This window comes from Hydrogenophaga sp. YM1, assembly GCF_016903055.1.
GTDB lineage: Bacteria > Pseudomonadota > Gammaproteobacteria > Burkholderiales > Burkholderiaceae_C > Hydrogenophaga > Hydrogenophaga borbori.
Window position 1 is genome coordinate 1,836,466 of sequence record NZ_CP070223.1, and the last position, 22,842, is coordinate 1,859,307.

At 70.4% G+C, this 22,842-nt stretch carries 22 protein-coding genes and 1 pseudogene; 5 read left to right on the forward strand and 18 right to left on the reverse strand.

Translation table 11 applies throughout. The features are described 5' to 3' along the window. Positions 1–3 precede the first annotated feature (3 nt). The gene (locus JNX00_RS08750; protein ID WP_204744714.1) at positions 4–1,095 is read right to left on the reverse strand and encodes an FAD-dependent oxidoreductase; all 1,092 of its coding nucleotides are present in this window, start codon (positions 1,093–1,095) and stop codon (positions 4–6) included. 25 nt (positions 1,096–1,120) lie between these two features. Next, positions 1,121–2,071, reverse strand: a complete 951-nt coding sequence (locus JNX00_RS08755; RefSeq protein ID WP_070398103.1) for a LysR substrate-binding domain-containing protein — start codon at positions 2,069–2,071, stop codon at positions 1,121–1,123. A 127-nt stretch (positions 2,072–2,198) separates the two neighbouring features. On the opposite strand from JNX00_RS08755, the gene JNX00_RS08760 reads away from it, so the two are divergent. From JNX00_RS08760 to dnaE, 5 genes are read left to right on the forward strand one after another with little or no spacing between them, the layout of a single operon-like run. Continuing rightward, positions 2,199–2,900, forward strand: a complete 702-nt coding sequence (locus JNX00_RS08760; protein ID WP_070398102.1) for a pirin family protein — start codon at positions 2,199–2,201, stop codon at positions 2,898–2,900. A 36-nt stretch (positions 2,901–2,936) separates the two neighbouring features. After that, positions 2,937–3,344 carry a DoxX family protein gene (locus JNX00_RS08765; RefSeq protein WP_070398101.1) on the forward strand — a complete coding sequence of 136 codons (408 nt, stop codon included), beginning with the start codon at positions 2,937–2,939 and terminating at the stop codon, positions 3,342–3,344. A gap of 21 nt (positions 3,345–3,365) precedes the next feature. Beyond that, positions 3,366–3,920 (forward strand): flavodoxin family protein, encoded by a 555-nt coding sequence (locus tag JNX00_RS08770; RefSeq protein ID WP_070398100.1) that lies wholly within the window; start codon positions 3,366–3,368, stop codon positions 3,918–3,920. A gap of 37 nt (positions 3,921–3,957) precedes the next feature. Continuing rightward, positions 3,958–4,653: a DUF599 domain-containing protein gene (locus JNX00_RS08775; protein WP_204744715.1), complete on the forward strand. Its 696-nt coding sequence runs from the start codon at positions 3,958–3,960 to the stop codon at positions 4,651–4,653. 35 nt (positions 4,654–4,688) lie between these two features. Then, complete coding sequence (gene dnaE, locus JNX00_RS08780) at positions 4,689–8,258, forward strand: DNA polymerase III subunit alpha (RefSeq protein WP_204744716.1); 3,570 nt, start codon at positions 4,689–4,691, stop codon at positions 8,256–8,258. Between the two features lie 89 nt (positions 8,259–8,347). Here the strand turns inward: dnaE and JNX00_RS08785 are convergent, their stop codons facing one another. From JNX00_RS08785 to JNX00_RS08860, 16 genes and pseudogenes are all read right to left on the reverse strand, one after another. Further along, positions 8,348–8,956 carry a YdeI/OmpD-associated family protein gene (locus tag JNX00_RS08785; protein WP_204744717.1) on the reverse strand — a complete coding sequence of 203 codons (609 nt, stop codon included), beginning with the start codon at positions 8,954–8,956 and terminating at the stop codon, positions 8,348–8,350. Between the two features lie 21 nt (positions 8,957–8,977). After that, complete coding sequence (tolA, locus tag JNX00_RS08790) at positions 8,978–9,952, reverse strand: cell envelope integrity protein TolA (protein ID WP_345774101.1); 975 nt, start codon at positions 9,950–9,952, stop codon at positions 8,978–8,980. A 2-nt stretch (positions 9,953–9,954) separates the two neighbouring features. Further along, positions 9,955–10,395, reverse strand: a complete 441-nt coding sequence (locus JNX00_RS08795; RefSeq protein ID WP_070398095.1) for a biopolymer transporter ExbD — start codon at positions 10,393–10,395, stop codon at positions 9,955–9,957. Between the two features lie 10 nt (positions 10,396–10,405). After that, positions 10,406–11,119, reverse strand: coding sequence for a protein TolQ (gene tolQ, locus JNX00_RS08800; RefSeq protein WP_070398094.1), 714 nt, complete (start codon positions 11,117–11,119; stop codon positions 10,406–10,408). A 54-nt stretch (positions 11,120–11,173) separates the two neighbouring features. Then, positions 11,174–11,584 carry a tol-pal system-associated acyl-CoA thioesterase gene (gene ybgC / locus JNX00_RS08805; RefSeq protein WP_070398093.1) on the reverse strand — a complete coding sequence of 137 codons (411 nt, stop codon included), beginning with the start codon at positions 11,582–11,584 and terminating at the stop codon, positions 11,174–11,176. A gap of 17 nt (positions 11,585–11,601) precedes the next feature. After that, positions 11,602–12,822 (reverse strand): pyridoxal phosphate-dependent aminotransferase, encoded by a 1,221-nt coding sequence (locus JNX00_RS08810; RefSeq protein WP_070398092.1) that lies wholly within the window; start codon positions 12,820–12,822, stop codon positions 11,602–11,604. Continuing rightward, a pseudogene (gene nusB / locus JNX00_RS08815) lies at positions 12,819–13,277 on the reverse strand (transcription antitermination factor NusB); the annotation flags it as partial. The gene JNX00_RS08810 and the pseudogene nusB, both read right to left, overlap by 4 nt. 46 nt (positions 13,278–13,323) lie before the next feature. Beyond that, positions 13,324–13,788, reverse strand: a complete 465-nt coding sequence (gene ribH, locus JNX00_RS08820; RefSeq protein WP_070398090.1) for a 6,7-dimethyl-8-ribityllumazine synthase — start codon at positions 13,786–13,788, stop codon at positions 13,324–13,326. A 26-nt stretch (positions 13,789–13,814) separates the two neighbouring features. Beyond that, positions 13,815–14,945 (reverse strand): bifunctional 3,4-dihydroxy-2-butanone-4-phosphate synthase/GTP cyclohydrolase II, encoded by a 1,131-nt coding sequence (ribBA, locus tag JNX00_RS08825; protein WP_070398089.1) that lies wholly within the window; start codon positions 14,943–14,945, stop codon positions 13,815–13,817. Next, positions 14,942–15,586 carry a riboflavin synthase gene (locus JNX00_RS08830; RefSeq protein WP_204744718.1) on the reverse strand — a complete coding sequence of 215 codons (645 nt, stop codon included), beginning with the start codon at positions 15,584–15,586 and terminating at the stop codon, positions 14,942–14,944. The genes ribBA and JNX00_RS08830 overlap by 4 nt, the downstream gene beginning before the upstream one ends. A gap of 69 nt (positions 15,587–15,655) precedes the next feature. Continuing rightward, positions 15,656–16,159 (reverse strand): type IV pilin protein, encoded by a 504-nt coding sequence (locus JNX00_RS08835; protein ID WP_204744719.1) that lies wholly within the window; start codon positions 16,157–16,159, stop codon positions 15,656–15,658. Next, on the reverse strand, positions 16,152–16,748 hold the full coding sequence (locus tag JNX00_RS08840) for a hypothetical protein (RefSeq protein ID WP_204744720.1): 597 nt from the start codon (positions 16,746–16,748) through the stop codon (positions 16,152–16,154). Before JNX00_RS08840 ends, JNX00_RS08835 begins: the two co-directional genes overlap by 8 nt. Further along, positions 16,745–17,734: a PilW family protein gene (locus tag JNX00_RS08845; protein ID WP_204745029.1), complete on the reverse strand. Its 990-nt coding sequence runs from the start codon at positions 17,732–17,734 to the stop codon at positions 16,745–16,747. Before JNX00_RS08845 ends, JNX00_RS08840 begins: the two co-directional genes overlap by 4 nt. Beyond that, complete coding sequence (gene pilV, locus JNX00_RS08850; protein WP_204744721.1) at positions 17,731–18,270, reverse strand: type IV pilus modification protein PilV; 540 nt, start codon at positions 18,268–18,270, stop codon at positions 17,731–17,733. Before pilV ends, JNX00_RS08845 begins: the two co-directional genes overlap by 4 nt. After that, positions 18,267–18,803 carry a GspH/FimT family pseudopilin gene (locus JNX00_RS08855; RefSeq protein ID WP_204745030.1) on the reverse strand — a complete coding sequence of 179 codons (537 nt, stop codon included), beginning with the start codon at positions 18,801–18,803 and terminating at the stop codon, positions 18,267–18,269. Before JNX00_RS08855 ends, pilV begins: the two co-directional genes overlap by 4 nt. Further along, the gene (locus JNX00_RS08860; RefSeq protein ID WP_204744722.1) at positions 18,800–22,816 is read right to left on the reverse strand and encodes a PilC/PilY family type IV pilus protein; all 4,017 of its coding nucleotides are present in this window, start codon (positions 22,814–22,816) and stop codon (positions 18,800–18,802) included. The genes JNX00_RS08855 and JNX00_RS08860 overlap by 4 nt, the downstream gene beginning before the upstream one ends. Between the last annotated feature and the right edge of the window lie 26 nt (positions 22,817–22,842).

Genomic DNA, 22,842 nt, shown 5'->3' on the forward strand with positions numbered 1-22,842 from the left:
CTTTCAGGCCACGGCCAACGCGAGCTCCAGGCCAGACACGAAGGCGTCTTCCACCCGGTGGCCCAGGCACCAGTCGCCGCACAGGCCAATGCCCAGCGCGGTGTCGAGCAGGTGGCTGCGGCCCAGCGGGGTCTGGGTTTGCGCGTAGCGCCAGCGCTGCACCTCGGCGAAGGGCGGCGTGGCGCGGATACCGGTGATTTCGGCGAAGCCCTTGAGCAGCTTGGCCTTCACGCGCTCGCCGTCGTCTTCCAGGTGCTTGGTCGACCACGCGGGGCTGGCCTGCACCGTCCAGCGCTCGATGGGGTCGCGCGCCGGCTTGCTCGACTCGCGCGCCAGCCAGCTGATGCGGTGGTGCGTGCTGCGCGCCGCGCTCCACTGCGGGCCCAGGTGGTACAGGCCCGGTTGCATGGCCTGGGGGAAGGCGACCATCAGCGTCCAGCAGGGCGCCACGTGCACCGGCGCCAGCGCGGCGCGCAACTCGGGCGCCAGGCCCGAGGCCAGGAGCAGCGCGTGCGCCTGCGGGTGGGGAATGGCCAGCAGCACGCGATCAAAGCCGCCCAGCACGCGCTGGCCGCCGTCGCCGTCGTCGGTGCGCAGTTGCCATTGCCGGGGGTGCAGGGCGTCGGCTTCGATCCGCGCGACCCGCGTGTCCAGCAGCGCCAGGGCCGAGGCCTGGCCGTGGGCCTCGGGTTGGAGCAGCGGCTGCGCCCAGAGCGCGACCAGGGCGTTCATGCCCGGCGCGGCCACGAAGTGCGGCTCGGTGGGCGGCGGGGCGCTGGCCAGCACGTGGCCGACGGCGTCGAGCACGCGCACGGTGCTGGCGCTCCAGGCGCGCACGGCGCGGGTGGCGGTGGCGCGCAGCGCGAGCTCGAAGCGCGCATCGCGCACGGTGAAGTACTGCACGCCGGGGTCGAAGCCGCCGAACTCGGTGCGCCGGGTGGCCATGCGCCCGCCGACGGCGGACGCGGCCTCGATCAGCGTGACGCGGTGGCCGGCCTGCAGCAGGGTGCGCGCGGCGGTGACGCCCGCCATGCCCGCGCCCACCACGGCGACGTGCAAGGGGGCGCGCGGAATCGAGGTAGGGCGTGAAGTCATTGGGCGAATGTAGCAGCGGCGGTGCTCAACTCTGGTGGTGGTTGTTCAGCAAGGCCTCGCGCGTGCCGGCGTGCTTGAGGTGGTCCAGCCACCAGCGCAGCGCGCGGGCTCCGTCGGCGGCGTGGCGCGTCTGTCGCCAGGCGTAGGCCACGCGGAAGCTGCGCTCGCCCTGCTGCACCGGCTTGACCACCAGCCGCCCGGCGTTGATGAAAGGCTGGGCCAGCGCCGTGGGCAGGAAGCCCGCGCCCAGGCCGCGCAGCTGCGCCTCCAGCTTGTGCTGCATGGTGGGCACGGTGAGCACGTCCTGGCCGGGCAGCAGGTTGTGGCTGACGCCGCGGCCGCGCTGGGTGCTGTCGGCCACGGCCACGGCGCGGTGCTGGCGCATGTGCTCCTCGGTCAGCGTGGCCTCCAGGCGCGCCAGCGGGTGGTGTGGCGCCACGGCATAGACGAAGCCTGCCGTGCCCAGCGGCGCGGCCTGCAGGCCCGGGCCCACGGAATCGGCCGCCACGCCCAGGGCGATGTCGGCCAGCCCGTTCTGCAGGGCCTCCAGCGTGCCCGAGAGGGTTTCGGCGCGCAGCCGCAGCCGCGTGGGCGCGCCGGTGGCGTAGAAGGACTCGCACAGCTCGAACAGGGTGGCGCGCGAGATCAGCGCGTCGGCCGCGATGGTGAACTGCGGCTCCCAGCCCGTGGCCACGCGCTTGACGCGGCGCGCCACGGCGTCGAACTCGTTGAGCAGGAATTCGCCCGCGCGCAGCAGTTCCTCGCCGGCCGGGGTGAGCATGGCGCGGCGCGCGCTGCGGTCGAACAGCAGCACGTCCAGCGCGTCTTCGATCTGGCGGATGCGGTAGGTGAGGGCGCTGGGCACCATGCCCAGGTCGCGCGCGGCGGCGGCCATGCTGCCGAGCCGGGAGACGGCCTCCACCAGGGCCAGGTTCTCGGCGGACAGGGCGCTGCGGGCGCTGATGGGAGCGGGCATCTGGGGGTGTTTCTGTTCAAAGATTTTGAATGATGCCATCAAAAGCCTGCGGCCCCGGTCGGGGGGCCGGCGCCCAGAATTCAGCCCATGCCAGCCCGCTGGCCCCCCCGAAAGAAAGGACCCCACCATGATGCAGATCCGCCGCTCCGACGCCCGTGGCTATGCCGATCACGGCTGGCTCAAGAGCTACCACTCCTTCTCCTTCGCCGACTACTTCGACCCCGCCTGGATGGGCTGGGGCAACCTGCGCGTCATCAACGAGGACCGCATCGCCCCGGGTACTGGCTTCGGCACGCACGGCCACCGCGACATGGAGATCATCAGCTACGTGTTGCAGGGCAACCTGGCGCACAAGGACAGCATGGGCAACGTCAAGGGCATCCCGCCCGGCGACGTGCAGCGCATGAGCGCCGGCAGCGGCGTGCGCCACAGCGAGTTCAACCATGCGCCGAACGACACCACGCACTTCCTGCAGATCTGGATCGAGCCGAACCAGCGCGGCATCGAGCCGAGCTACGAGCAGAAGGGCTTTGCCGAGGCCGACAAGCGCGGCCAACTGCGCCTGGTGGCCTCGCCCGACGGCCGGGACGGCTCGGTGACCATTCACGCCGACGCCGCCATGTACGCGGGCCTGTTCGACGGCGCGGAGGCCGCGCAGATCGCGCTGGACCCGAAGCGCAAGGCCTATGTGCACCTGGTGCGCGGCGAACTCGAGGTCAATGGCCAGCGCCTGGCCGGCGGCGACGCGGCCGTGCTGGACGGCGAGACTTCGCTTACCCTGGGCAAGGGCAAAGACGCCGAGGTGCTGGTGTTCGACCTCGCCCACTGATTCCCCCAACCGCTTTTCAACCCTGGAGAACCTCCCATGAACGCCCTGCAAAATCCCTTCGCCCTGCTGGCCCGCCTGCTGATGGCGGTGTTGTTCTTGCCCGCCGGCATTTCCAAGATCTCGGGCTTCGCGGGCACGGCCGGCTACATCGGCTCGGTCGGCCTGCCCATGCCTGAAGTGGGAGCGGCGCTCGCGATCCTGGTCGAGGTCGGCGCGTCCATCCTGCTGGTCATCGGCCTGTGCACCCGCCCCGCCGCACTGGTGCTGGGGGTGTTCACGTTGGTTGCCTCGTTCTTCTTCCACAATTTCTGGGCGATGCCGGCCGATGCGCAGATGATGCAATCGCTGATGTTCTTCAAGAACATCGCCATCGTGGGCGGCCTGCTCGCCATCGCCGCCTTCGGCGCCGGCGGCTGGAGCCTGGACGCCAAGCGCGGCGCCTGAGCGGACCCGGAGCGCACACGCATGACCAAAGTGGTTGTCGTCTACCACTCCGGCTATGGCCACACGCAGCGCATGGCGCAGTCGGTGGCCGATGGCGCGGGGGCCGAGCTCATCGCCATCGACGCCGATGGCAACCTGCCCACGGGCGGCTGGGAGGCGCTGGACGCGGCGGACGCCATCGTCTTCGGCTCGCCCACCTACATGGGCAGCGTGAGCTGGCAGTTCAAGAAGTTCGCCGACGCCTCCAGCAAGCCCTGGTTCGCGCAGAAGTGGAAGGACAAGATCGCCGCCGGCTTCACCAACAGCGCGGGCATGAACGGCGACAAGCTGGCCACGCTGAACACCCTGTTCACCCTGGCCATGCAGCACGGCATGATCTGGGTGAGCCAGGGACTGATGCCCGCCAACACCAAGGCGGCCCAGCGCGACGACGTGAACTACCTCGTGTCGTACAGCGGCGCCATCGCGCAGTCGCCGTCCGACGCGGGCGCCCAAGACATGCTGGCGGGCGACCTGGAAACGGCGCGCCTGTTCGGCGAGCGGGTGGCGGCGATCGCGGCACGGTTCAAACCCTGATCTGAGCCGCTCCGTGGAGGCGTAGCATGCTGTCTCCATGAAGATCTTCAGCATCCTCCCCTGGGCAGACTGGCTTGCGCTGGTCTGCTTTTTTTCGCTCTGGATCGGCTACGCGACCGTTGCCAAGCCCTGGGCCCGGCGCAGGCCCTCGCTGCTGGCCACCACCAACCGCTACCGGCGCTACTGGATGGAACAGGCCATCGATCGCGACCCGCGCATGCTCGACGGCCTGATCACGCAGAACCTGTCGAGCACGCCGTCCTTCTTCTCGTCCACGTCCATCCTGATCATCGGCGGCCTGTTCGCGCTGCTGGGCACCACGGACAAGGCCACCGAGCTGATGAGCGAGATCCCCTTCGCGCAGGCGACCACGCTGATCGTCTTCGAGTTCAAGATCCTGGTGCTGATCGCGATCTTCGTGTACTCGTTCTTCCGCTTCTCCTGGTCCATGCGGCAGTACACCTTCGTGGCGCTGGTGATCGGCTCCATGCCCCCGCCCGAAGATTTCGCCGCGGGCAAGTTCGACCGGCGGGCCTACGCCGACCGCGCGGGTGCCCTGGTGGCCTCGGCCGCCGAAACCATGAACGACGGCCTGCGCGCGTACTACTTTTCGTTCGCGCTGCTGGGCTGGTTCGTCTCGCCCCTGGCCATGGTGATGGCCACGGCCGTGGTGACGGCCATCCTGTACAGCCGGGAATTCCGCTCCGAGGTGCTGCACATCCTGCGCGACTGAATCGGGGACAGAGGGGCGCCTTCTAAAATCGGGTGATGTTTGTTCACCTGCGCCTGCACACCGAGTTTTCCGTCGTCGACGGCACCAACCGCATCGATGAGGTGATGGCCGCCGCCGCGGCCGACGGCCAGCCCGCGCTGGCCATCACCGACCTCAGCAACCTCTTCGGCGCCGTCAAGTTCTACCGCGCCGGGCGCGACGCCGGCGTCAAGCCCGTCATCGGCGCCGAGGTGCTGCTGCAAGGCTTCACCGAGGAAACCCCGAACGCCATGCCCGGCGCCCACCAGCCGCCGCTGCCGCGCGTGCTGCTGCTGGTGCAGGACAAGCAGGGCTACCTGAACCTGAGCGAGCTGCTGGCGCGCGCCTGGACGCGCAACGTGGTGCGCGACCAGGCCGTGATCAAGCGCGAATGGCTCGAAGAGCTCAACGCGGGCCTGATCCTGCTGTCGGGCGCGCAGGCCGGCCCGGTGGGGCAGGCGCTGATGGCCGGCGATCCGCAGCGCGCGAGCGACGCCGCCCTGAACCTGGCCACCCTGTTCCCGCACCGCTTCTACATCGAGGTGCAGCGCGCCGGGCGCGCCGACGACGAACGCCACGTGGTCGCGGCCGCGCAGCTGGCCGCGCGGCTGCGCCTGCCAGTGGTGGCCACGCACCCGGTGCAGTTCCTGCGGCCCGACGACTACGAGTCGCACGAGGCGCGCGTGTGCATCGCCGAGGGCGAGATCCTGGCCAACAACCGGCGCGTGCGCCGTTTCACGCGCGAGCAGTGGTTCAAGCCCGCCGCCGACATGAGCGCGCTGTTCGCCGACCTGCCATCGGCCGTGGCCAACACGGCCGAGATCGCCAAGCGCTGCAACCTCACGCTGGTGCTGGGCAAGCCGCAGCTGCCCAACTTCCCCACGCCGCTGATCGATGGCGTGCCCATGCCCATGGAGGACTTCTTCCGCCAGTCCTCCTTCGAGGGCCTGGAGGAGCGCCTGGCGCACCTGTACCCCGACGAAGCCGAGCGCGAGAAGCAGCGCCCGCGCTACGTGGAGCGCCTGGAGTTCGAGATCGGCACCATCCTCAAGATGGGCTTCCCGGGCTACTTCCTCATCGTGGGCGACTTCATCAACTGGGCCAAGAACAACGGCTGCCCGGTGGGGCCGGGCCGCGGCTCGGGCGCGGGCTCGCTGGTGGCCTACGCGCTCAAGATCACCGACCTCGACCCGCTGCAATACAACCTGCTGTTCGAGCGCTTCCTCAACCCGGAGCGGGTGTCCATGCCCGACTTCGACATCGACTTCTGCCAGGGCAACCGCGACCGCGTCATCGAGTACGTGAAGCAGAAATACGGCAAGGACGCGGTGAGCCAGATCGCCACCTTCGGCACCATGGCCGCGCGCGCGGCCATCCGCGACGTGGGCCGCGTGCTCGACCTGTCCTACGGTTTCTGCGACGGCATCTCCAAGCTGGTGCCCAACAAGCCCGGCATGAGCGTGACCCTGCAGTACCCGCCCGTGCCCAAGAAAGAGGGCGACAAGAACAACTACGCGCTCGAGATGGAGCCGCTGCTGGCCGAGCGCGTGCGCCAGGAAGAAGACGTCAAGACCCTGATCGAGCTGGCACAGAAGCTCGAGGGCATGACCCGCAACGTGGGCATGCACGCGGGCGGCGTGCTGATCGCGCCCGGCAAGCTCACCGACTTCTGCCCGCTGTACGCGCAGCCCGGCAGCGACTCGGCCGTGAGCCAGTACGACAAGGACGACGTCGAGGCGATCGGTCTGGTGAAGTTCGACTTCCTGGGCCTGGCCACGCTCACCATCCTGGAAATCGCGCGCGAGTTCATCATGAAGCGCCACAAGGGGCAGGAGAACTTCCGCTTCGAGGACGTGCGGCTTGACGATCCCAAGGTCTATGCCCTGTTCTCGCGTGGCCAGACCGAAGCCGTGTTCCAGTTTGAAAGCCGCGGCATGCAGGGCATGCTGCGCGACGCCAAGCCCACGCGCCTGGAGGACCTGATCGCGCTCAACGCGCTGTACCGGCCGGGCCCGATGGACCTGATCCCCAGCTTCGTGGCGCGCAAGCACGGGCGCGAGGCGGTGGAGTACCCGCACCCGGCCGTGGCCGACATGCTCAGCGAGACCTACGGGATCATGGTCTACCAGGAGCAGGTGATGCAGACGGCGCAGATCCTGGGCGGCTACTCGCTCGGCGGCGCCGACCTGCTGCGCCGCGCCATGGGCAAGAAGAAGGCCGAGGAGATGGCCGAGCACCGCGAGAAATTCCGCGCCGGTGCGCTCAAGACCCACGGCATCCCGCAGGACAAGGCCGACGAGGTCTTCGACCTGATGGAGAAGTTCGCGGGCTACGGCTTCAACAAGTCGCACGCGGCCGCGTACTCGCTGCTGGCCTACCACACGGGCTGGCTCAAGGTGCACTACACGGCGGAGTTCTACTGCGCCAACATGACCGTGGAAATGGACGACACCGACAAGCTCAAGGTGTTGTTCGAGGACGCGCAGAAGATGGGCATGGCCTTCGAGCCGCCCGACGTGAACCGCGGCGTCTACCGCTTCGAGCCGGTGACCGACAAGCTCATCCGCTACGGTCTGGGCGCCATCAAGGGCACGGGCCAGCAGGCCATCGAGGCCATCGTGGCCGCGCGCGAGGGCCGTGGCGAAGGCCCCAACGGCGGCGAGAGCGGTCCGTTCAAGAGCCTGTTCGACTTCTGCCTGCGCGTGGACCGCACGCGCCTGAACAAGCGCACGGTGGAAGCCCTCATCAAGGCCGGCGCCTTCGACGCCCTGCACCTGAACCGCGCCGAGCTGCTGGCCACGCTGGACATCGCCTTCGAGTACGCGGCCACCACGCAGGCCAACGCGCACCAGGGCGGGCTGTTCGACATGCTGGGCGGCGACGACCATGGCTCCAGCACGCAGGAGCCCGACCTGGTCGCGGCCATGCCCTGGGGCGTGAAGGAAAAGCTCACGCACGAGAAGAGCGCCATCGGCTTCTACTTCTCGGGCCACCTGTTCGACGAGGTGGAGCGCGAGGTGCGCCGCTTCGCGCGCACGCGCCTGGTGGACGTGGTGGACAGCCGCGACCCGGTGATCCTCGCGGGCATCGTGACGGACTTCCGCGTCATCAATGGCCAGCGCGGCAAGCTCGCGCTGTTCAAGATCGACGACAAGACCGGCGTGCTGGAAACCAGCGCCGACGAGAACCTCATCAACACGCACCGCGCGCTGCTCAAAGACGACGAGCTGATCGTGGTGCAGGCGGTGGCGCAGCCGGACCGCTTCTCGGGCGGCCTGCGCCTGAAGATCCAGCAGGTCTGGGACCTGGCCAGCGCGCGCTGCCGCTTCGGCAAGTACCTGCGCGTGGCGGTGAACGGGCACGCGCCGTCCGTGGCGCAGCTGGTGCGCGACTTCCCGCCCAAGCGCGAGATGAGCGACCAGGGCGAGTTCGTGCGCGGCCTGCCGGTGCGCCTGGCCTTGCAGCGTGACGGCGCGCGCTGCGAGCTGCAGCTGGACGATCGCGCGCTGTTTTTCCCGACGGACGCGGCGCTGGCGAGCTGGATGGCCCAGGCGCACGAGCAGCGCGCGGAGATCGTGTTCGATTGACCGGGCGCCGCGGACACCGCGCGGTCGGCTGAGGCGCCGGGCCATGCGCGATGGGCCGGCGCCCCAGGTGCCGGCTTCAGGTGCCGGTTTCAGGGACCGGCCTTGGGCTTCGGCTTGAAGGCGTGCACGGTTTCGCCGCGGGCGAGCATGTCCACCAGCTGCGCGATGCGCTTCGCGCGCGTCGCTGGCCTGACGGCCGTCTGGATGCGCCAGAGCACGGCGTAGCGGTTGCTCGCGTTGAGGGTGGCGAAGAAGGCCTTGGCCGGCGGGTTGGCGTCCAGCGCGGCGACCAGGTCCTCGGGCGCGGTGGACGTCCTCGCACCGTCGTAGGCCTGGGCCCAGCGGCCGTCGGCCCGGGCCGCCTCCACCTGCGCCAGGCCCGGCGGCTGCAGGCGGCCCGCCCCGATCAGCCTGGCCACCTTGTCGACGTTGGTCTTCGACCAGAGGCTGCGCGCGCGCCGCGGCGTGAAGCGCTGCAGGAAGTGCCGATCGTCCAGGCCCTTCTTCTGGCCGTCGATCCAGCCCCAGCACAGCGCAATCTCCACCGCCTCGGGGTAGGTGACGCTGGGCTCGGTGGCACCGCGCTTGGCGATCTTGAGCCACAGCCCGTCGGACGTCGCGTGGTGCTTCTTCAGCCAGGCCTCGAAGGCCTTGGCGTTCTTGAACAGCGTCGGGGCGGCGGGTGGGTCGGCGGGCATGTCCGCAGTGTGCCGCGGACCTTAGTCCTGCGGCCGCAGGCCGATCAGCATGGGTGAGTACACGCGACCGTCGGTGTCGCGGGGCAGGTTGCCGGTGCGGTCGATGGCGCGCAGTGCGGCCTCGTCCCAGGCGGGGTGTCCGCTGCTCTTGACCAGCCGGCGGCCGGTGATGGTGCCGTCGGGCGCCACGCGCACCTCGACCTCGGCCCGCGGGTTGCCCGGCGCGATGTCGGTGAACACGATGTTGGGCCGGATGGCTGCGATCACCTTGCCCAGGTAGCTGCCTGACGGCCCGCTGGACTGCTGGGCCGTGCCCGTGCTCTGCGGCGGGCCGCTGGCGCCGGCCTGGCCCATCATGCGGGCCATCTGTTCCTTGCGCAGTTGCTCTTGCACCTGCGCCTGGCGCTTCTCCTGCTCGGCCTTGCGCTGGGCCTCGCGTTTTTCCTCGGCGAGCTTTTGCTGGCGCTCGGCCTCGGCGCGTTTTTTCTCGGCGGCCAGTTTCTCCGCGGCGGCTTTTTCGGCCGCGGCTTTCTTCTCGGCCGCGGCCTTTTCCGCCGCCTGCTTTTCCTCGGCTTTCTTCTGCGCCGCGAGGCGCTCGGCGCGTTCGCGTTCCGCCTTCTCCTTTTCCTTGGCCTTCTGCGTGGCGATGTCGGCCTGCTGCTGCGCCGGGGCGGGCGGTGGTGGTGGCGCCGGGCGCGGCGCGGGGGCCGGCGCAGGCGGCGGGGGCGGCGTGGGGGCCGGCGTGGGGGCCGGCGCGGGTGGCGGTGGCGGGGCGGTGGCGCGCGGTGCGGCCTGCTGCGGCAGGCGCGACCACAGCTCGGCCTCCACGGCCGGCGTGTCGGCGTCGCGGCGCCAGTTCACTCCCCAGGTGAGCGCGAGGATCAGCAGGGCGTGGACGCCGATGGCCTTGCCCAGCGCGCCGCCCCAACGGCCCTGTGGCGGCGGGGCAAGGTCGAGGTGGTCGGCGGTGGAGCGCATGGCGATCGGGGCTGGCAAGCTCAGCGGGTGGTCTGCACCGACAGGCCCACGCGCTGCACGCCGGCGCGCTGCAGGGTGTCCATGGTGCGCACCACGGTCTCGTAGCGGATGGTCTTGTCGGCGCTGATGATCACGGGCACGCTGGCCTGATCGGCCTGGCCCGTGCCCTGCAGCTCGAGCACGCGCGCGGCCAGCAGGTTGAGGGGCACGAGCGCGCCCTCGCCACTGCTGCTGCCTTCGCGCACCCGCAATTGTTCTTCCTTGTCGATGGTCACCTGCACGAAGCGGTCGGGCTGGCGCTGGGCCTGGCCCACGGTGGGCAGGGCGATCTGGCTGGGCGTGATGAGCGGGGCCGTGACCATGAAGATGATCAGCAGCACCAGCATGACGTCGATGAACGGGACCATGTTGATCTCGTTCATCGTGCGGCGGCCGCGGCCGCGGGCGGCGAGCTTGGCCATGTTCGGTGCCTCAGAAGGTGGATGCCGACGCCGTGGCGTGCTGGGGCGGGTGCGAGCCCAGGTTGCGCTGCAGGATGTTGGAGAACTCCTCCATGAAGGTCTCCAGTCCGTTGGCGACGCGGTCGATGTCGTGCGCGAAACGGTTGTAGGCCACCACCGCCGGAATGGCGGCGAACAGGCCGATGGCCGTGGCCACTAGGGCTTCGGCGATGCCAGGCGCCACCGTGGCCAGCGTGACCTGGGCCAGCGAGGCCAGGCCGGTGAAGGCGTGCATGATGCCCCAGACCGTGCCGAACAGGCCCACGTAGGGGGCCACAGAAGCCACCGTGCCGAGGAAGGAGAGGTTGGACTCCATCACGTCGAGTTCGCGCTGGAAGCTGGCGCGCATGGCGCGGCGCGCGCCATCGAGCAGGGCGCCGCTGTCGGTGATGCGGCGCTCGCGCAGCTTGCTGAATTCGCGCATGCCGCTGGCGAAGATGCGTTCCATGGGGCCGGCATTGCGGGCGTTCTGCGCGGCGGCGGCGTACAGCTCGTTCAGGTTGGTGCCCGACCAGAACTCGCGCTCGAAGGCGTCGTTGCGGGCGCGCACGCGCTTGAGTGTGCCAAGCTTGCGGAAGATGGCCGCCCAGCTGATGAGCGACATCAGCACGAGCAGCGCTACCACGGCCTGGACCACCCAGGTTGCGTGGAGCATGAGCTGGACGATGGAGAGTTCTGGGGTCATGGGTGCAGAGATCGGAACGGGTGGAAAAGGTTTCGGTCTGTCACCGGGCGCGGTTCAGGCCAGGCCCAGGGCCTGGAGCAGCGAGGCCGGCATGCGCCGGGGCGCCAGGGTGCGGGCGTCGACCCAGCCGATGCGGATGCTGCCTTCGCACAGGCATTCCCCCGCCGGGGTGTCCCGGCGCGCCGACTGGGCGATTGTCAGCGAGGCGCGGCCCGCTTCCGTGACCTCGGCGGTAACGAGAAGCAAATCATCGAGGCGCGCCGGGCGCAGGTAGCGCAGGTCGGTGGCGCTCACCACGAACATGGCGCCCTCGGCCTCGCGCAGGCGCTGCTGTTCCACGCCGCGCGCGCGCAGCCATTCGGTGCGGGCGCGTTCGAAGAACTTGAGGTAGTTGGCGTAGAACACGATGCCGCCCGCGTCGGTGTCTTCCCAGTAGACGCGCACGCGCCACTCGAAAGGCGCCATGAGCGGCGGGGGCGCATTCACCAGGCCGCCTCCAGCCGCGCCACGGCTTCCTGCAGCTGCTCCATCGAGTTGGCGGTGGAGAAGCGCAGGTAGCGCCCGGCCTCGGCCTGCGCGAAGTCGCGCCCCGGCGTGGCCGCGAGCTGGCAGCGGCGCATGAGCTCGAAGGCCAGGGGCCAGCTGCCGCCGGTCTCGGGGCTGTCGCCGGGCGGTGCCATGCCCCAGCGCTCGCACAGGGCGCCCACCTCGGCCCAGGCGTAGAAGGCGCCGTCGGGCATCACGGGCACGGTGAGGCCCAGGCGGTTGAGCTCGGGAATGAAGTAGTCGCGCCGGGCCTTGAAGGTGGCGCGGCGGCGCTCGTACTCGGCCAGGCTGTCGGGCTCGAAGCAGGCCAGCGCGGCGTGTTGCGAGATGGCGCTGGGGCAGATGAACAGGTGCTGCGCCAGGCGCTCGACCGCGGGCACCAGGGCGGGCGGCAGCACCAGCCAGCCCAGGCGCCAGCCCGTCATGTTGAAGTACTTGCTGAAGCTGTTGACGCTGATGACGGTCTCGCCCAGGCCGTCGGGCAGGGTGAGCGCGGTCTGGCCGAAGGCGGCGTCGTGGCTCAGGCCGAGGTAGATCTCGTCGAGCAGCGTGATGCCCTGGCGTTCGCGCACGGCGGCGGCGATGCGCTGCAGTTCGTCGCGCGCGATCGAGGTGCCCGTGGGATTGGACGGCGAGGCCAGCAGCACGCCGCGCGTGCGCTCGCCCCAGTGCGCCTGCACCTGCTCCGCGCTGAGCTGAAAACGCTGGCCGGGCCCGCAGGGGACCATGCGTGCCACGCCCTCGGCCGCCTGCACGAACTGGCGGTTGCAGGGGTAGCTGGGGTCGGGCATGAGGATCTCGTCGCCCGCGTCGATCAGCGCCAGGCAGGCCAGCTGCAGCGCGGCCGAGGCACCGGCCGTGACGACGATGCGCGAGGCGTCGACCGTGGCGCCGAAGTGCGTGGCGTACCAGCCGGCGATGGCCTCGCGCAGCGCGGGCAGGCCCAGGGCCTGGGTGTACTGGCTGCGGCCGTCGCGGATGGCGCGCTCGGCGGCCTGCTGCACCAGCGGCGGGGCGGTGAAGTCGGGCTCGCCGATGTTGAGGTAGATCATCGGGCGCTGGCCGGCGCCGCCCTCGGCCGCGAGGCGGGTGGCGGCCTTGGCCAGCTCCATCACGTAGAAAGGCTCGACGCGCTCGGCCCGGCGCGAGACCCTCATCGGCGGGCCCCGGCGCGGGGCGACGCCGCCACCTCGGCGGGGCGCAACTGCTCGGCCAGGGGGTGCAGCACGCCGTTGACGAACTTGTGGCCGTCGGTGCCGCCGAAGGACTTGGCGAGCTCGATGCACTCGTTGAGCACCACGCGCCAGGGCACGTCCAGGCAGTGGCGCAGCTCGTAGGCGCCGATCCAGAGCACCCCGTGCTCGATGGGCGAGGTCTCGGCGAGCGGGCGGTCCAGGCGCGGGGCGATGAGCGCGTCGAGTTCGGCGGCCTGTTCGATGCAGCCGCGCACCAGGGCGTCGAAGTGCAGGCTGTCGCACTTGTGGAAACCGGTGAGGTCGCGCGTGAAGACGTCGATGTCGTCGACCGGGTTGCGGCCCACCAGGTGCTGGTACAGCGCCTGCAGGGCGAACTCGCGGGCGCGGGTGCGGGCCGACTTGTCGGTGGCCTTGCGCGGCTTGGCGTGGCTGGGGTCGGAAGCGGGGGCGGTGCTCATGGGATCAGCCGATGCGGTCGAGCACCAGCGCCATTTCGACGGCCACGCGCGCGGCGTCGCGGCCTTTGTCGATCTGGCGCGCCAGGGCCTGGGCCTCGTTCTCGGTGGTGAGGATGGCGTTGGCGATGGGGATCTGGTGGTCGAGCGCGACGCGGGTGACGCCCGCGCCGGATTCGTTGGCCACCAGCTCGAAGTGGTAGGTTTCGCCGCGGATGATGCAGCCCAGGGCGATCAGGGCGTCGTACTCGTCGAGTTCGGCCATGGCCTGCAGGGCCAGGGGCACTTCCAGCGCGCCGGGCACCTTGACGTGGGCGATGTTCTTCTCGTGCACGCCCAGGGCGAGCAGCTCGGCCTGGCAGGCGCTGAACAGCGCGTCGGTGATGGCTTCGTTGAAGCGTGCCTGCACGATGCCGATGTGCAGGCGTTTGCCGTCGAGCAGGTCGGCCGTGCCTTTGTCTGCGCCAAACATGGAGGGGCTTTCGTTGTCGTGGGGGGTCAGTGGGGGTGGCCGATGAAGCCGGTGATCTCGAGGCCATAGCCCTGCATGCTGGGCATGCGGCGCGGCGTGCCCAGGAGCTCCATGCGGCTCACGCCGCACTCGCGCAGGATTTGCGCGCCCACGCCATAGGTGCGCAGGTCCATGCGGCCGCGCTCGGGCGCCTGGGCGGAGCGGGCGGTGCCCTCGAACTGGGCGAGCAACTGCTCGGCCGCCTCGCCACAGTTGAGCAGCACGGCGACGCCGCGCCCGGCCTGGGCCAGGTGGCGCAGGCTGGCGTCCAGGCCCCAGCTGTGCATGGAGCGGTCGATCTCGAGCGCGTCGAGCACGGACAGCGGCTCGTGCACGCGCACCGGCACGCTCTCATGGGCTTGCCACTCGCCCATCACCAGGGCCAGGTGCAGCGCGCCGCTGGGCTGGTCGCGGAAGGCGTGGGCGGTGAAGGTGCCGAAAGCCGTCTTGAGCGGGCGGCTGCCCACCTTGCGCACCAGGCACTCGGTGCGGCTGCGGTATTCGATGAGGTCGGCGATGGTGCCGATCTTGATGCCGTGCTCGGCCGCGAACAGCTGCAGGTCGGGCAGGCGGGCCATGGTGCCGTCGTCCTTCATCACCTCGCAGATGACGGCGGCGGGCGAGCAACCGGCCATGGCGGCGAGGTCGCAGCCGGCTTCGGTGTGGCCGGCGCGCATGAGCACACCGCCCTCGACCGCCTGCAGCGGGAAGATGTGGCCGGGCTGGACCAGGTCGCTGGCCTTGGCGTTGGGGGCCACGGCGGCCTGCACGGTGCGCGCGCGGTCGGCGGCGGAGATGCCGGTGGTCACGCCCTCGGCGGCCTCGATGGAGGCGGTGAAGGCCGTGCCCATCTTGGTGCCGTTGCGCGGCACCATGGGCGGCAGGTTCAGCCTCTCGCAGCGCTCGCGCGTGAGCGTGAGGCAGATCAGGCCGCGCCCGAAGCGGGCCATGAAGTTGATGGCCTCGGGCGTGACGTGGTCGGCCGCCAGCACGAGGTCGCCCTCGTTCTCGCGGTCTTCCTCGTCCACGAGGATGACCATGCGGCCGGCGCGGATGTCGGCCACGATGGCTTCGACGGGGGAGATGGCCACGGGGGCCAGGGTTTCGGGGGCGTTCATGCGGGCTCCTTGGCCGGGCTGAGGCCCGCGCCGAGCATGCGCTCGACGTAGCGGGCCACGGTGTCGATCTCGAGGTTGACGGCGCTGCCGGCGACCAGGTCGCCCAGGGTGGTGTGCTGCACCGTGTGAGGGATGAGGTTGATGCTGAACTCGCAGCCGTCGGGCCGGTCGGCGACGCGGTTGACGGTGAGGCTCACGCCATTGACGGTGATGGAGCCCTTGTAGGCCAGGTACTTGCCCAGCTCCGACGGCGCGAGCACGGCGAGTTCGTGGCTTTCCCCGACGGGGGCGAATCGCAGCACGGTGCCGGTGCCGTCCACATGGCCGGAGACGATGTGGCCGCCGAGCCGGTCGTGGGCGCGCAGGGCCTTTTCGAGGTTCAGGCGGCCGCCGACGGCGTCCAGCCCGGCGGTGCGGGCGAGCGATTCGGCGGAAATGTCGATGGTGAAGCGGTTGCGGGCGGTGTCGAGCGTGGTGACGGTCATGCAGGCGCCGTTGAGGGCGATGCTGTCGCCCAGGCCGACGTCGGCCAGGTACCCGGCCGGGGCCTCGATGGTGAGGCGCCGCCCGTGCTGCAAAGAACCGCCCAGCGCATGGGAGTCGGCGATGCGCCCCACGCCGGTGATGATGCCGGTGAACATCCGGGCATTTTCGCAGGGTTTGAGGGACCGTCCGTCGCGGGCGCGTCGCCGGCCCCGCGACAGGCGGGGTCAGCCACCGTGGAAGCAGTCCGCCAGCACGGCGTTGGCGGCGGCGTTGCGCAGGGCACGGGCGCCGGTGTGGTCGAGTTCGAGGTCGCCGCAGCGGTCGGCGGCCATGCCGCCGGCCCGCACGGCGCGCAAGGTGTAGGTGTGGGCCTGGGTGGCCACGCCCACGGCCTGGCCGTTTTCGACCAGCGTGAGGGTGTAGGCCGGCGAGCCTTCGCGTGGGCTTTGGGTCAGGGCGGGGGGCAGTGTGGCGCCCACGTGGGTGTCCATGCTGCTGTAGCGCCGGCGCAGGAACTGGCTGGCCTCTTCGAGGGCGCGCTGGGCGTCCGCCCGCCGGCCCTGGCGCACGTATTCGGCGTAGCTGGGGTAGGCGATGGCCGCCAGCACGGCGACGATGGCGCAGGTGACCATCAGTTCGATGAGGGTGAAGCCCCGGGCGCCGCGCGCGTGGCGCCGGGTGGCCCAGGCGGGGTGCGGTGGGTGCGACGCGACACGAAGCTCATTCATAGCCTGTTCCATTGAAGTGCACGGGATCGGGCGAGATGACCGATTGCAGCCAGACCTCCGCCCCCCCCAGCAACTGGCCGTTGCCATTGAAGCTGGCGCCCGCCGACAGGCCGCGCGCCGTGACGAGGTAGCGGCCGCCGGTCAGGGGCTCGGCCAGGCAGCGCGGCGCGGGCGCGCCCTGCAGGGCGGCGCTGGCGTTCTGCCCGGCCACCGGCGCGGTGATCAGCACGGCGCTGGTGTCGGCCCAGTTGGCGAGCTTGGCCCAGGCCGCGTTCCGGTCGCTGGCGTCGGCGATCGCGGCCGTGCCCACGCGCTGCTTGATCACGGCGTCGAATCGGGTGCCACCCTCGACCGAGTCGATAACCACGGCCTCGCAGTAGCGCAGGCCGCTTTGGGCGGACAGCCAGGCGACCTGGTGGACCCGCGCGTTGTTGCTGATCTCTTCCACGGTGGCGCTGCGGCGCGCTGCGAGCAGGCCCGCGAAGGCCATCACCAGCAGCAGCACCAGCACCACGGGCAGCGCCAGGCCCCGGCCGCGCGCGGGGCGCCGCGCCGTCGCGGTGGGAGCGGGCAGGGGGCGGTTCCTCATGGGTTGGTGTTCAGGTCGCGGTAGGGATTGGCCACGGCGCCGGCACTGGCGTCATAGGGCTGGGGCAGGGTCGGGCGCACATTGGGCAGCGGGACCATGGCGCGGTAGGCCCGGCGCAGGCGGCCATCGGCGGCGGTGTGCACGGCGCCGTCGCAGCCGATGTGGCGGGTGGTGTCGTTCATGTTCAGGCCGTCCCGCGGCACGGCCCGCGCCGAGCGCACCACCAGGCACAGTTCCACCGCGGCCACGCGCGCCCACCCGTCGCCGGGTGGCAGGTCGCTGGCCGAGACGAGGGCCGTGACCTGGTGAGGGGGCACCTCTCCTGCGGTGGGGCGGCGGGTGATCGCGTACCGGAATTGGAGGCCTTCGACGTTCGGCACCAGCGCCGCCGCGGCGCTGAAGCTGCCGGGGCCGTCGCTGCCGCGGCAGTAGAGCGTGGGGACGTTGTCGTTCGTGGGGTCGGTGGCGATGTAGAAGCGGTTGTCGGCGAACGATGGCCCGACCTTGGGGGCGAGGGCCGTCCCGGCGATGCCGACGTTCGTGCAGTTGGCGGGCAGCGGTGTGTTGGTGCCGCTGGCGAGAACCATCTGGGTGTTGAAGGCGGTGGCCTGGAAGCGCAGGGCGATGGCGTCGTTGCCGCCGCCACCCTGGCAGGCGAGCGATTCGAGGGCGCCGGTCTCGGTGGCGCTGGTGAAGCCGCCGTCGCAGCCGCGCAGGGGCGATTCCTTCAGCAGGCGCAGGCCGTCGGCGCCCGTTTCGGAATAGCCCGCGAGGCGCAGCTGCGAGCGCAGCGTGTCCAGCGCCAGCGCGCCTTCCTCGTTCATCTGCGATTCGAGGGCACCGAAGCGCGTGCCGCTGGCCGCCTGCAGGTAGGTGAAGCCCACCACGCCCACGAGGAACAGGCCCAGGGCCAGGGCCACCATCAGCTCCACCAGGGTGAAGCCGCGCTGGCGCGCTGCAGGCCATGGGCGGGTGGATCGTTTCATAGGCCCACCCGGAAATGCATGCAACTGGCGCCCTGGCGGTCGCTGTCGCTCAGGCCCTGGGGGCACTGCCGCGTGGCGGCCGGGACCAGGCCTGGGGCGTCGCTGACCGGGGTGTCGCGCCAGAGCAGCCAGACATCAAGGTTGCGTGCCGTGGCGCTGGGCAGCGAGCGGGCCTGGGCGCGCCCTTCGGGCAGGGCACTGGCCACCGCCTGGAGGAATTCGCGCTGGTCCGCCTGCGCCACGGCCTGGGCCGCGACCAGGTCGGCGGCGTCGGGGTCCAGCGGGGCCGCGGCGGGCGCCGTGGCACCCAGGGCCAGGTCGTAGGCGCCCAGGTCGAAGCCATAGACGTTCAACCGGGCGCGTTCGGCGTACTGCTGAACCAGGGTCTGCCCCAGCAGCCGCAGCTGCGCCGATTTCTGGTGGCCGATGGCGGCGGCGCTCAGGCGCGCCATGGCGAGCAGGCCGACACACGTCACGAGCAGGGCGATGAGGACTTCGATCAGTGTCGAGCCCCGGGCCGCTTGTCGAGGGCTCATGGCTTGGCCTCGGGCGTACCCACGCGGGCGCGACCGAGCATGTTGATGGTGATGACCTGCGTCGGCCCGCTCGCGCCTTGGGGCTGGACGCTCACCGTGTCGCTTGTGCCGCTGAGCGTGCCGTTGCTGCGAAAACTCAGCTGGGCGGACGAGTTCTTGTCGCGCATGGCGGCGATGCCGGCCTGCGCGCCGCGCTGGGCGATCACCGGTTCGCCCGCGTCGCGCTCGCCATTGCCGTCGAGATCGGAGAACACCAGCCAGCCGCCGGCCCAGTCGGCGCCCGTGGAGCACCTGCCGGCGCTGCCGATCGCGCAGACCACGACGGGCCGGGAGGTGCGCGTGGCGGTGCTGCGCGCCAGGCGCACATCGCCGACGAAGGCGTCGACGGCGCTGTCCTGCCGCCACTGGCGGACCAGCGCGGCGAACGAGGGCATGCCGATGGCCAGCAGCACCGCCAGCACGGCGATGGCCACCATCAACTCGATCAGGGTGACGCCACGCGCTACCCGCTGGTGGGGAGGGCGTTCGCTCATTGCGGCAGCCGGGTGAGTTGGTACTGCTGGCGGCTCCAGGTCCTGGCGCATTCGGTGGCCGCCTGCAGGCCACCGTTGCCCGTGCCTGTGATGTTGGTGTTCCCGCCACGGCACCCGGTGTCGTCGTACGAGCTTTCGCCGTCCTGGGTGGCCACGTGCCGTTCGTACTGCTGCGCGGGGCTCATCCTGGCGTCGGGCGTGGTGTTGACCAGAGCATAGCCACGGGCGTAGCCACCGGCGGCGACAAAGACCATGGACACGTCGTTCGGCCGTCCGTCCTTGTCGGTATCGAAGGCCGGTTTGCCCGCGCCGTCGAGCGCGTTGAGCACGTAGATGGCGTTGCCCGGCGCATCGCTGCCCGTGCAGCTCTCGTCCTCGCTGTTGCCCCGGTTGATCACCACCGAGCTGATCAGCACGCTGGAGCCGGCGTTGGCCACCTGCTCGATCACCCGTTCGCCCGCTCGCGTCATTTGGTCCTTGTCGCCCCAGCCGCCGAGCTGCAGCTTCCAACCCTTGTGGAGCTGCCAGTCGATTCGGTTGCGGTTGATCGAGTAGTAGCTGTTGCTGCCCACGCTGGCCTTGAGCGCCTCGACCTTCTGCTCCAGCAGCTGACCGGGCGTCGCCTGCTGGAAGTTCGCCAGCTCCTTGCCATCGGTGCGCGAGGTCGGGTCCCAGATGCCGTAGATGGCCTCGCGCTGCGTGGTGTCGGTGGTGTCGCTGTCCTGGAGCAGGATGCCGGTGGCCAGCACCACGATCATTCCGCCCTTGGGGTGGGCCTGCCAGGCCGGTCCGGCGTAGATGGGGCGGTTGTTTTCGGTGGTGAACAGCGGTTGGCCGTACGAGACCTTCCAGTCGGCGGGTTGGCCGCGCAGATCGAAGCGCCACAGGTGCCCCATGGCATCGCCCGCGTAGGCGGCGACGATGCGCCTGCGCGCATCGCGCACCAGGGTGGCGCCACCCAGTCCACGGCCCGCGGAATAGGCCGCCGGCAGGGTGATCGTGCGCAGCACCTGGCCTGTCAGGGCGTTGAGCACCACCAGTCCGTGGCGGCTGCCGTCGGCCTGTCCGTTGTAGTGGCCGCTGTTGAGCACCACCACCCAATCGCCCGAATCGGTCTGGCCACTGCGCGCGGGGTTGGTCATGTGGCCGGTGGCAAAGGGCGTGTTGTCGCCGTCGTTGGCGGTGTCGATGGCGTCGGGGCCGGTTTCCCAGAGGAAGTCGTTCTGGTCCATCTGGGTCTCACCCCGCGCGCCGAGCCGGGGCCGCAGGGCATAGACCACCCGCTCTCCCCGACCGCCGCTGCCCACCACCAGCGAGTTCCATGAGCTGCCGTCAAACACGTCGTGCGTGCTGAGCGGGCCGTCCAGCACGTAGCGAAAGCCGCTGTCGGGCTGGGCCTGGTCCAGCAGGCGGCGCAGGCTGCGCCGGGGCATGTAGGCGGCGATCTCCCGGCCGTTGGCGGCGTCGAGGGCGTGCACCACGCCGGCGTTGGTGGCCACGAACAGGGTGTCGGGGGGCAGGGCGATTCGGTCGCGGTAGGCGGCGTAACTTGCCTTGCCGCTCACGGTGCTCTGGGCGTCTTCGTAGCCATAGTGCTGCGACGCGCCGAGCAGCACCGGGGCGCTGTTGACGATGGCGCCGAGGGGCGAGGCGCGCAGGCGGTACGGCTGGTCCCTGAGGTCGATGACCGGGTCTTTGCCGCGCAGGTAGTCGACGAAGCGCTCGTCGTCGGGGAGCTTGTCGGCGTGGGCGCCCGTGCGCAGGGCGCTGCGGATGCCGCTGGGCAGTCGGTCGAGGCGACCCTTCAGCTCGACGCCCAGCCCGTCGTCGCCAAGGCTGTAGAGCCGCCGGTCGGCGGGAGCGGGCATTTGTTGCTGGGCCGACCAGTAGGTCTCGCTGGGGGGCTTGAGCGCCTGGCCATTGGCGTCCTGGTCGAGCAATTGGGGGTTGCCGTTCTGATCAACCTGCTGGGCCGTGACGTTGCCGATGTTGTCGGTGGTGCGGTAGTCCACCTTGAACTTCAGGCGGCCGTCGAGCGAATCGGCCGCGGCCGGAGCGCTTCCCAGCGCGATGCCGGCGTCGTTGCCGCTGGCGTCGAGGATGTCCGAGAGGATGGCGTCGATGGTGGCGCGCACGCCGGCGGCGTCCTGCACGCTGAAACTGCGGCCGCCGCCGGTGTAGCCGGATTGGATGAAGTCGTCGATGCGGTCGGATTCCGGGCGGGCGAATTCCCAGAATTTGTAGCTGTTGTTCCACGCGGTGGTGCGCAGATCGGCGCCCTTGGAGGGCCAACGGGGGGACGTGGCGCCCTGGTACCCGTTCGCCAGGTACTGGTTGCGGTAGGTATTGATCTGCTGAAAGCTCAGGCCCGATGCGACGCCGTTGTCGCCCGAGGGGCGGATCAGGTAGCCGATGGCGTAGGTGGTGAGGTGCTGCCAGAACGCGGGCTGCAAGTCGCGGGTGGGGACGTTGTTCTCCAGTTGAGGCCGCAGGTCGGTATGCCAGTGGTACTGGGCGGCGAGATCGGCCAGCCCGCCCGTGGCGGGGCCGGGGTAGGGGACGTACCGTTGCCGGCCACTGCTGATGCCCTCGGGCTGGTAGGCAAAGGTCTCGGCGGGCGCGTTGCCGGCGGTGCTGCGCGTGAAGCCCGGGCCTTGGGTGGCGTCCTGGTTGGGGGTGTCGGGCGGCGTGCCCCGCAGGTCGTCGTCGCTCCAGCCGCCGTCGGACAGCACCACCTGGTAGGCGCGCCGGCAACCCAGCTCCGGGTTGGAGGCGTCGCTCACGCGGCTCGGGTCTCGGGCCCAGGGGTTTTCCTTGGCGCCGGTGCCCACACCGAAGTAGCTGGCCACGTCCTTGTAGGCCCGTTGGAGGGGGGTGCCGCCGTTGGCGTAGTTGCCATAGAGCCATTGGTAGAACTGATCGTTGGCCGGGCCTTTCGCCCAGGGGCGCACGCCCCGCAGCACCTGGGGCCTGCTGGTGCTCTTGCCCAACTGCGGCACGGCGCCTGACTCGGGCACCATGTTGATCGGTCGATAACCGATGCGCGCCAGGCCGTCGGTGAGTTTGTCGCTGTGCAGGGCCTGGCCCAGGGCGGTTTTGATCGCCTCGATGCGGGTGCGGTAGTAGCGGTACCAGTTGAGGATGTTGGTGACTTCTTCTTCGCGGGTGCAGCGCAGCTTCAGGGCCTGGGCGCAGTCGGTGCGCTGGTGGTCGGCCGGCAAGGCGATCGGGTCGGTGCCGTCGTGGCGGACGTCCACCGTGCGCAGTACCCGATTGCAGGTCGTGCCGAATGCCGTGCTCCTCAGCGCGCCGTTGGGCGCGGCCTTGTCGCAGAGGACGTAGGTGAACGGTGGCGTGTTGCTGTTGAGATCGGCGGCGCCATGGGGGCGGTTCACCGGGGCCCATTGACTCAGACTGAGGGAGTAGAGCGGCGTCTGGTTCTTTGGCTCCTGCACCGGCGGGTAGTTGGGAAACTGGGCGCTGATGATCAGAACCGGGCCGGCGCCGGCCGGGTCCATCGGATCGGCGAAGACCTTGTACGAAAACGCCGCGGAGCTGGCGTTGGAGATGAACTGGATGCCGTCGTTGGCTTGCAGCGGCTCACCCTTGGCATCCACCCGTGGCCGATAGGTGATCCGAGGGTTGTAGTACATGGGGTTGACGTCGGGTGAGCGCTGCGCCTCGAACATCGGCTGACCGTCGTCTCCGGTGGGCAGGCCGCGCCACCCTGGCCGGCTGACGTCGTACCCATCGGGATAGGGGATCGCCATCGACCCCGAGTTGTCCAGCGAGACCACGATGTTGGGTTTGGCGCCCGTGCTGCTGACCAGCAGCGGGCGCTGGCTGGGCTGGGCCTGGACCTCCACCGCGCCCAGCCCGGCGGCGGTGCCGATGGCGCACAGCAGCCAGCCCGGCAGATGCGCTGCCGGGCGTGGGGTGCGTGGCGGACGGGGGATGGGCGCCGGGCCAGGCGCGGGATGGGGCAGGGGACGGGAGCAGGGCGAGCGCGACATGGCCCGCGATGGTTCAGCCGCTTCGC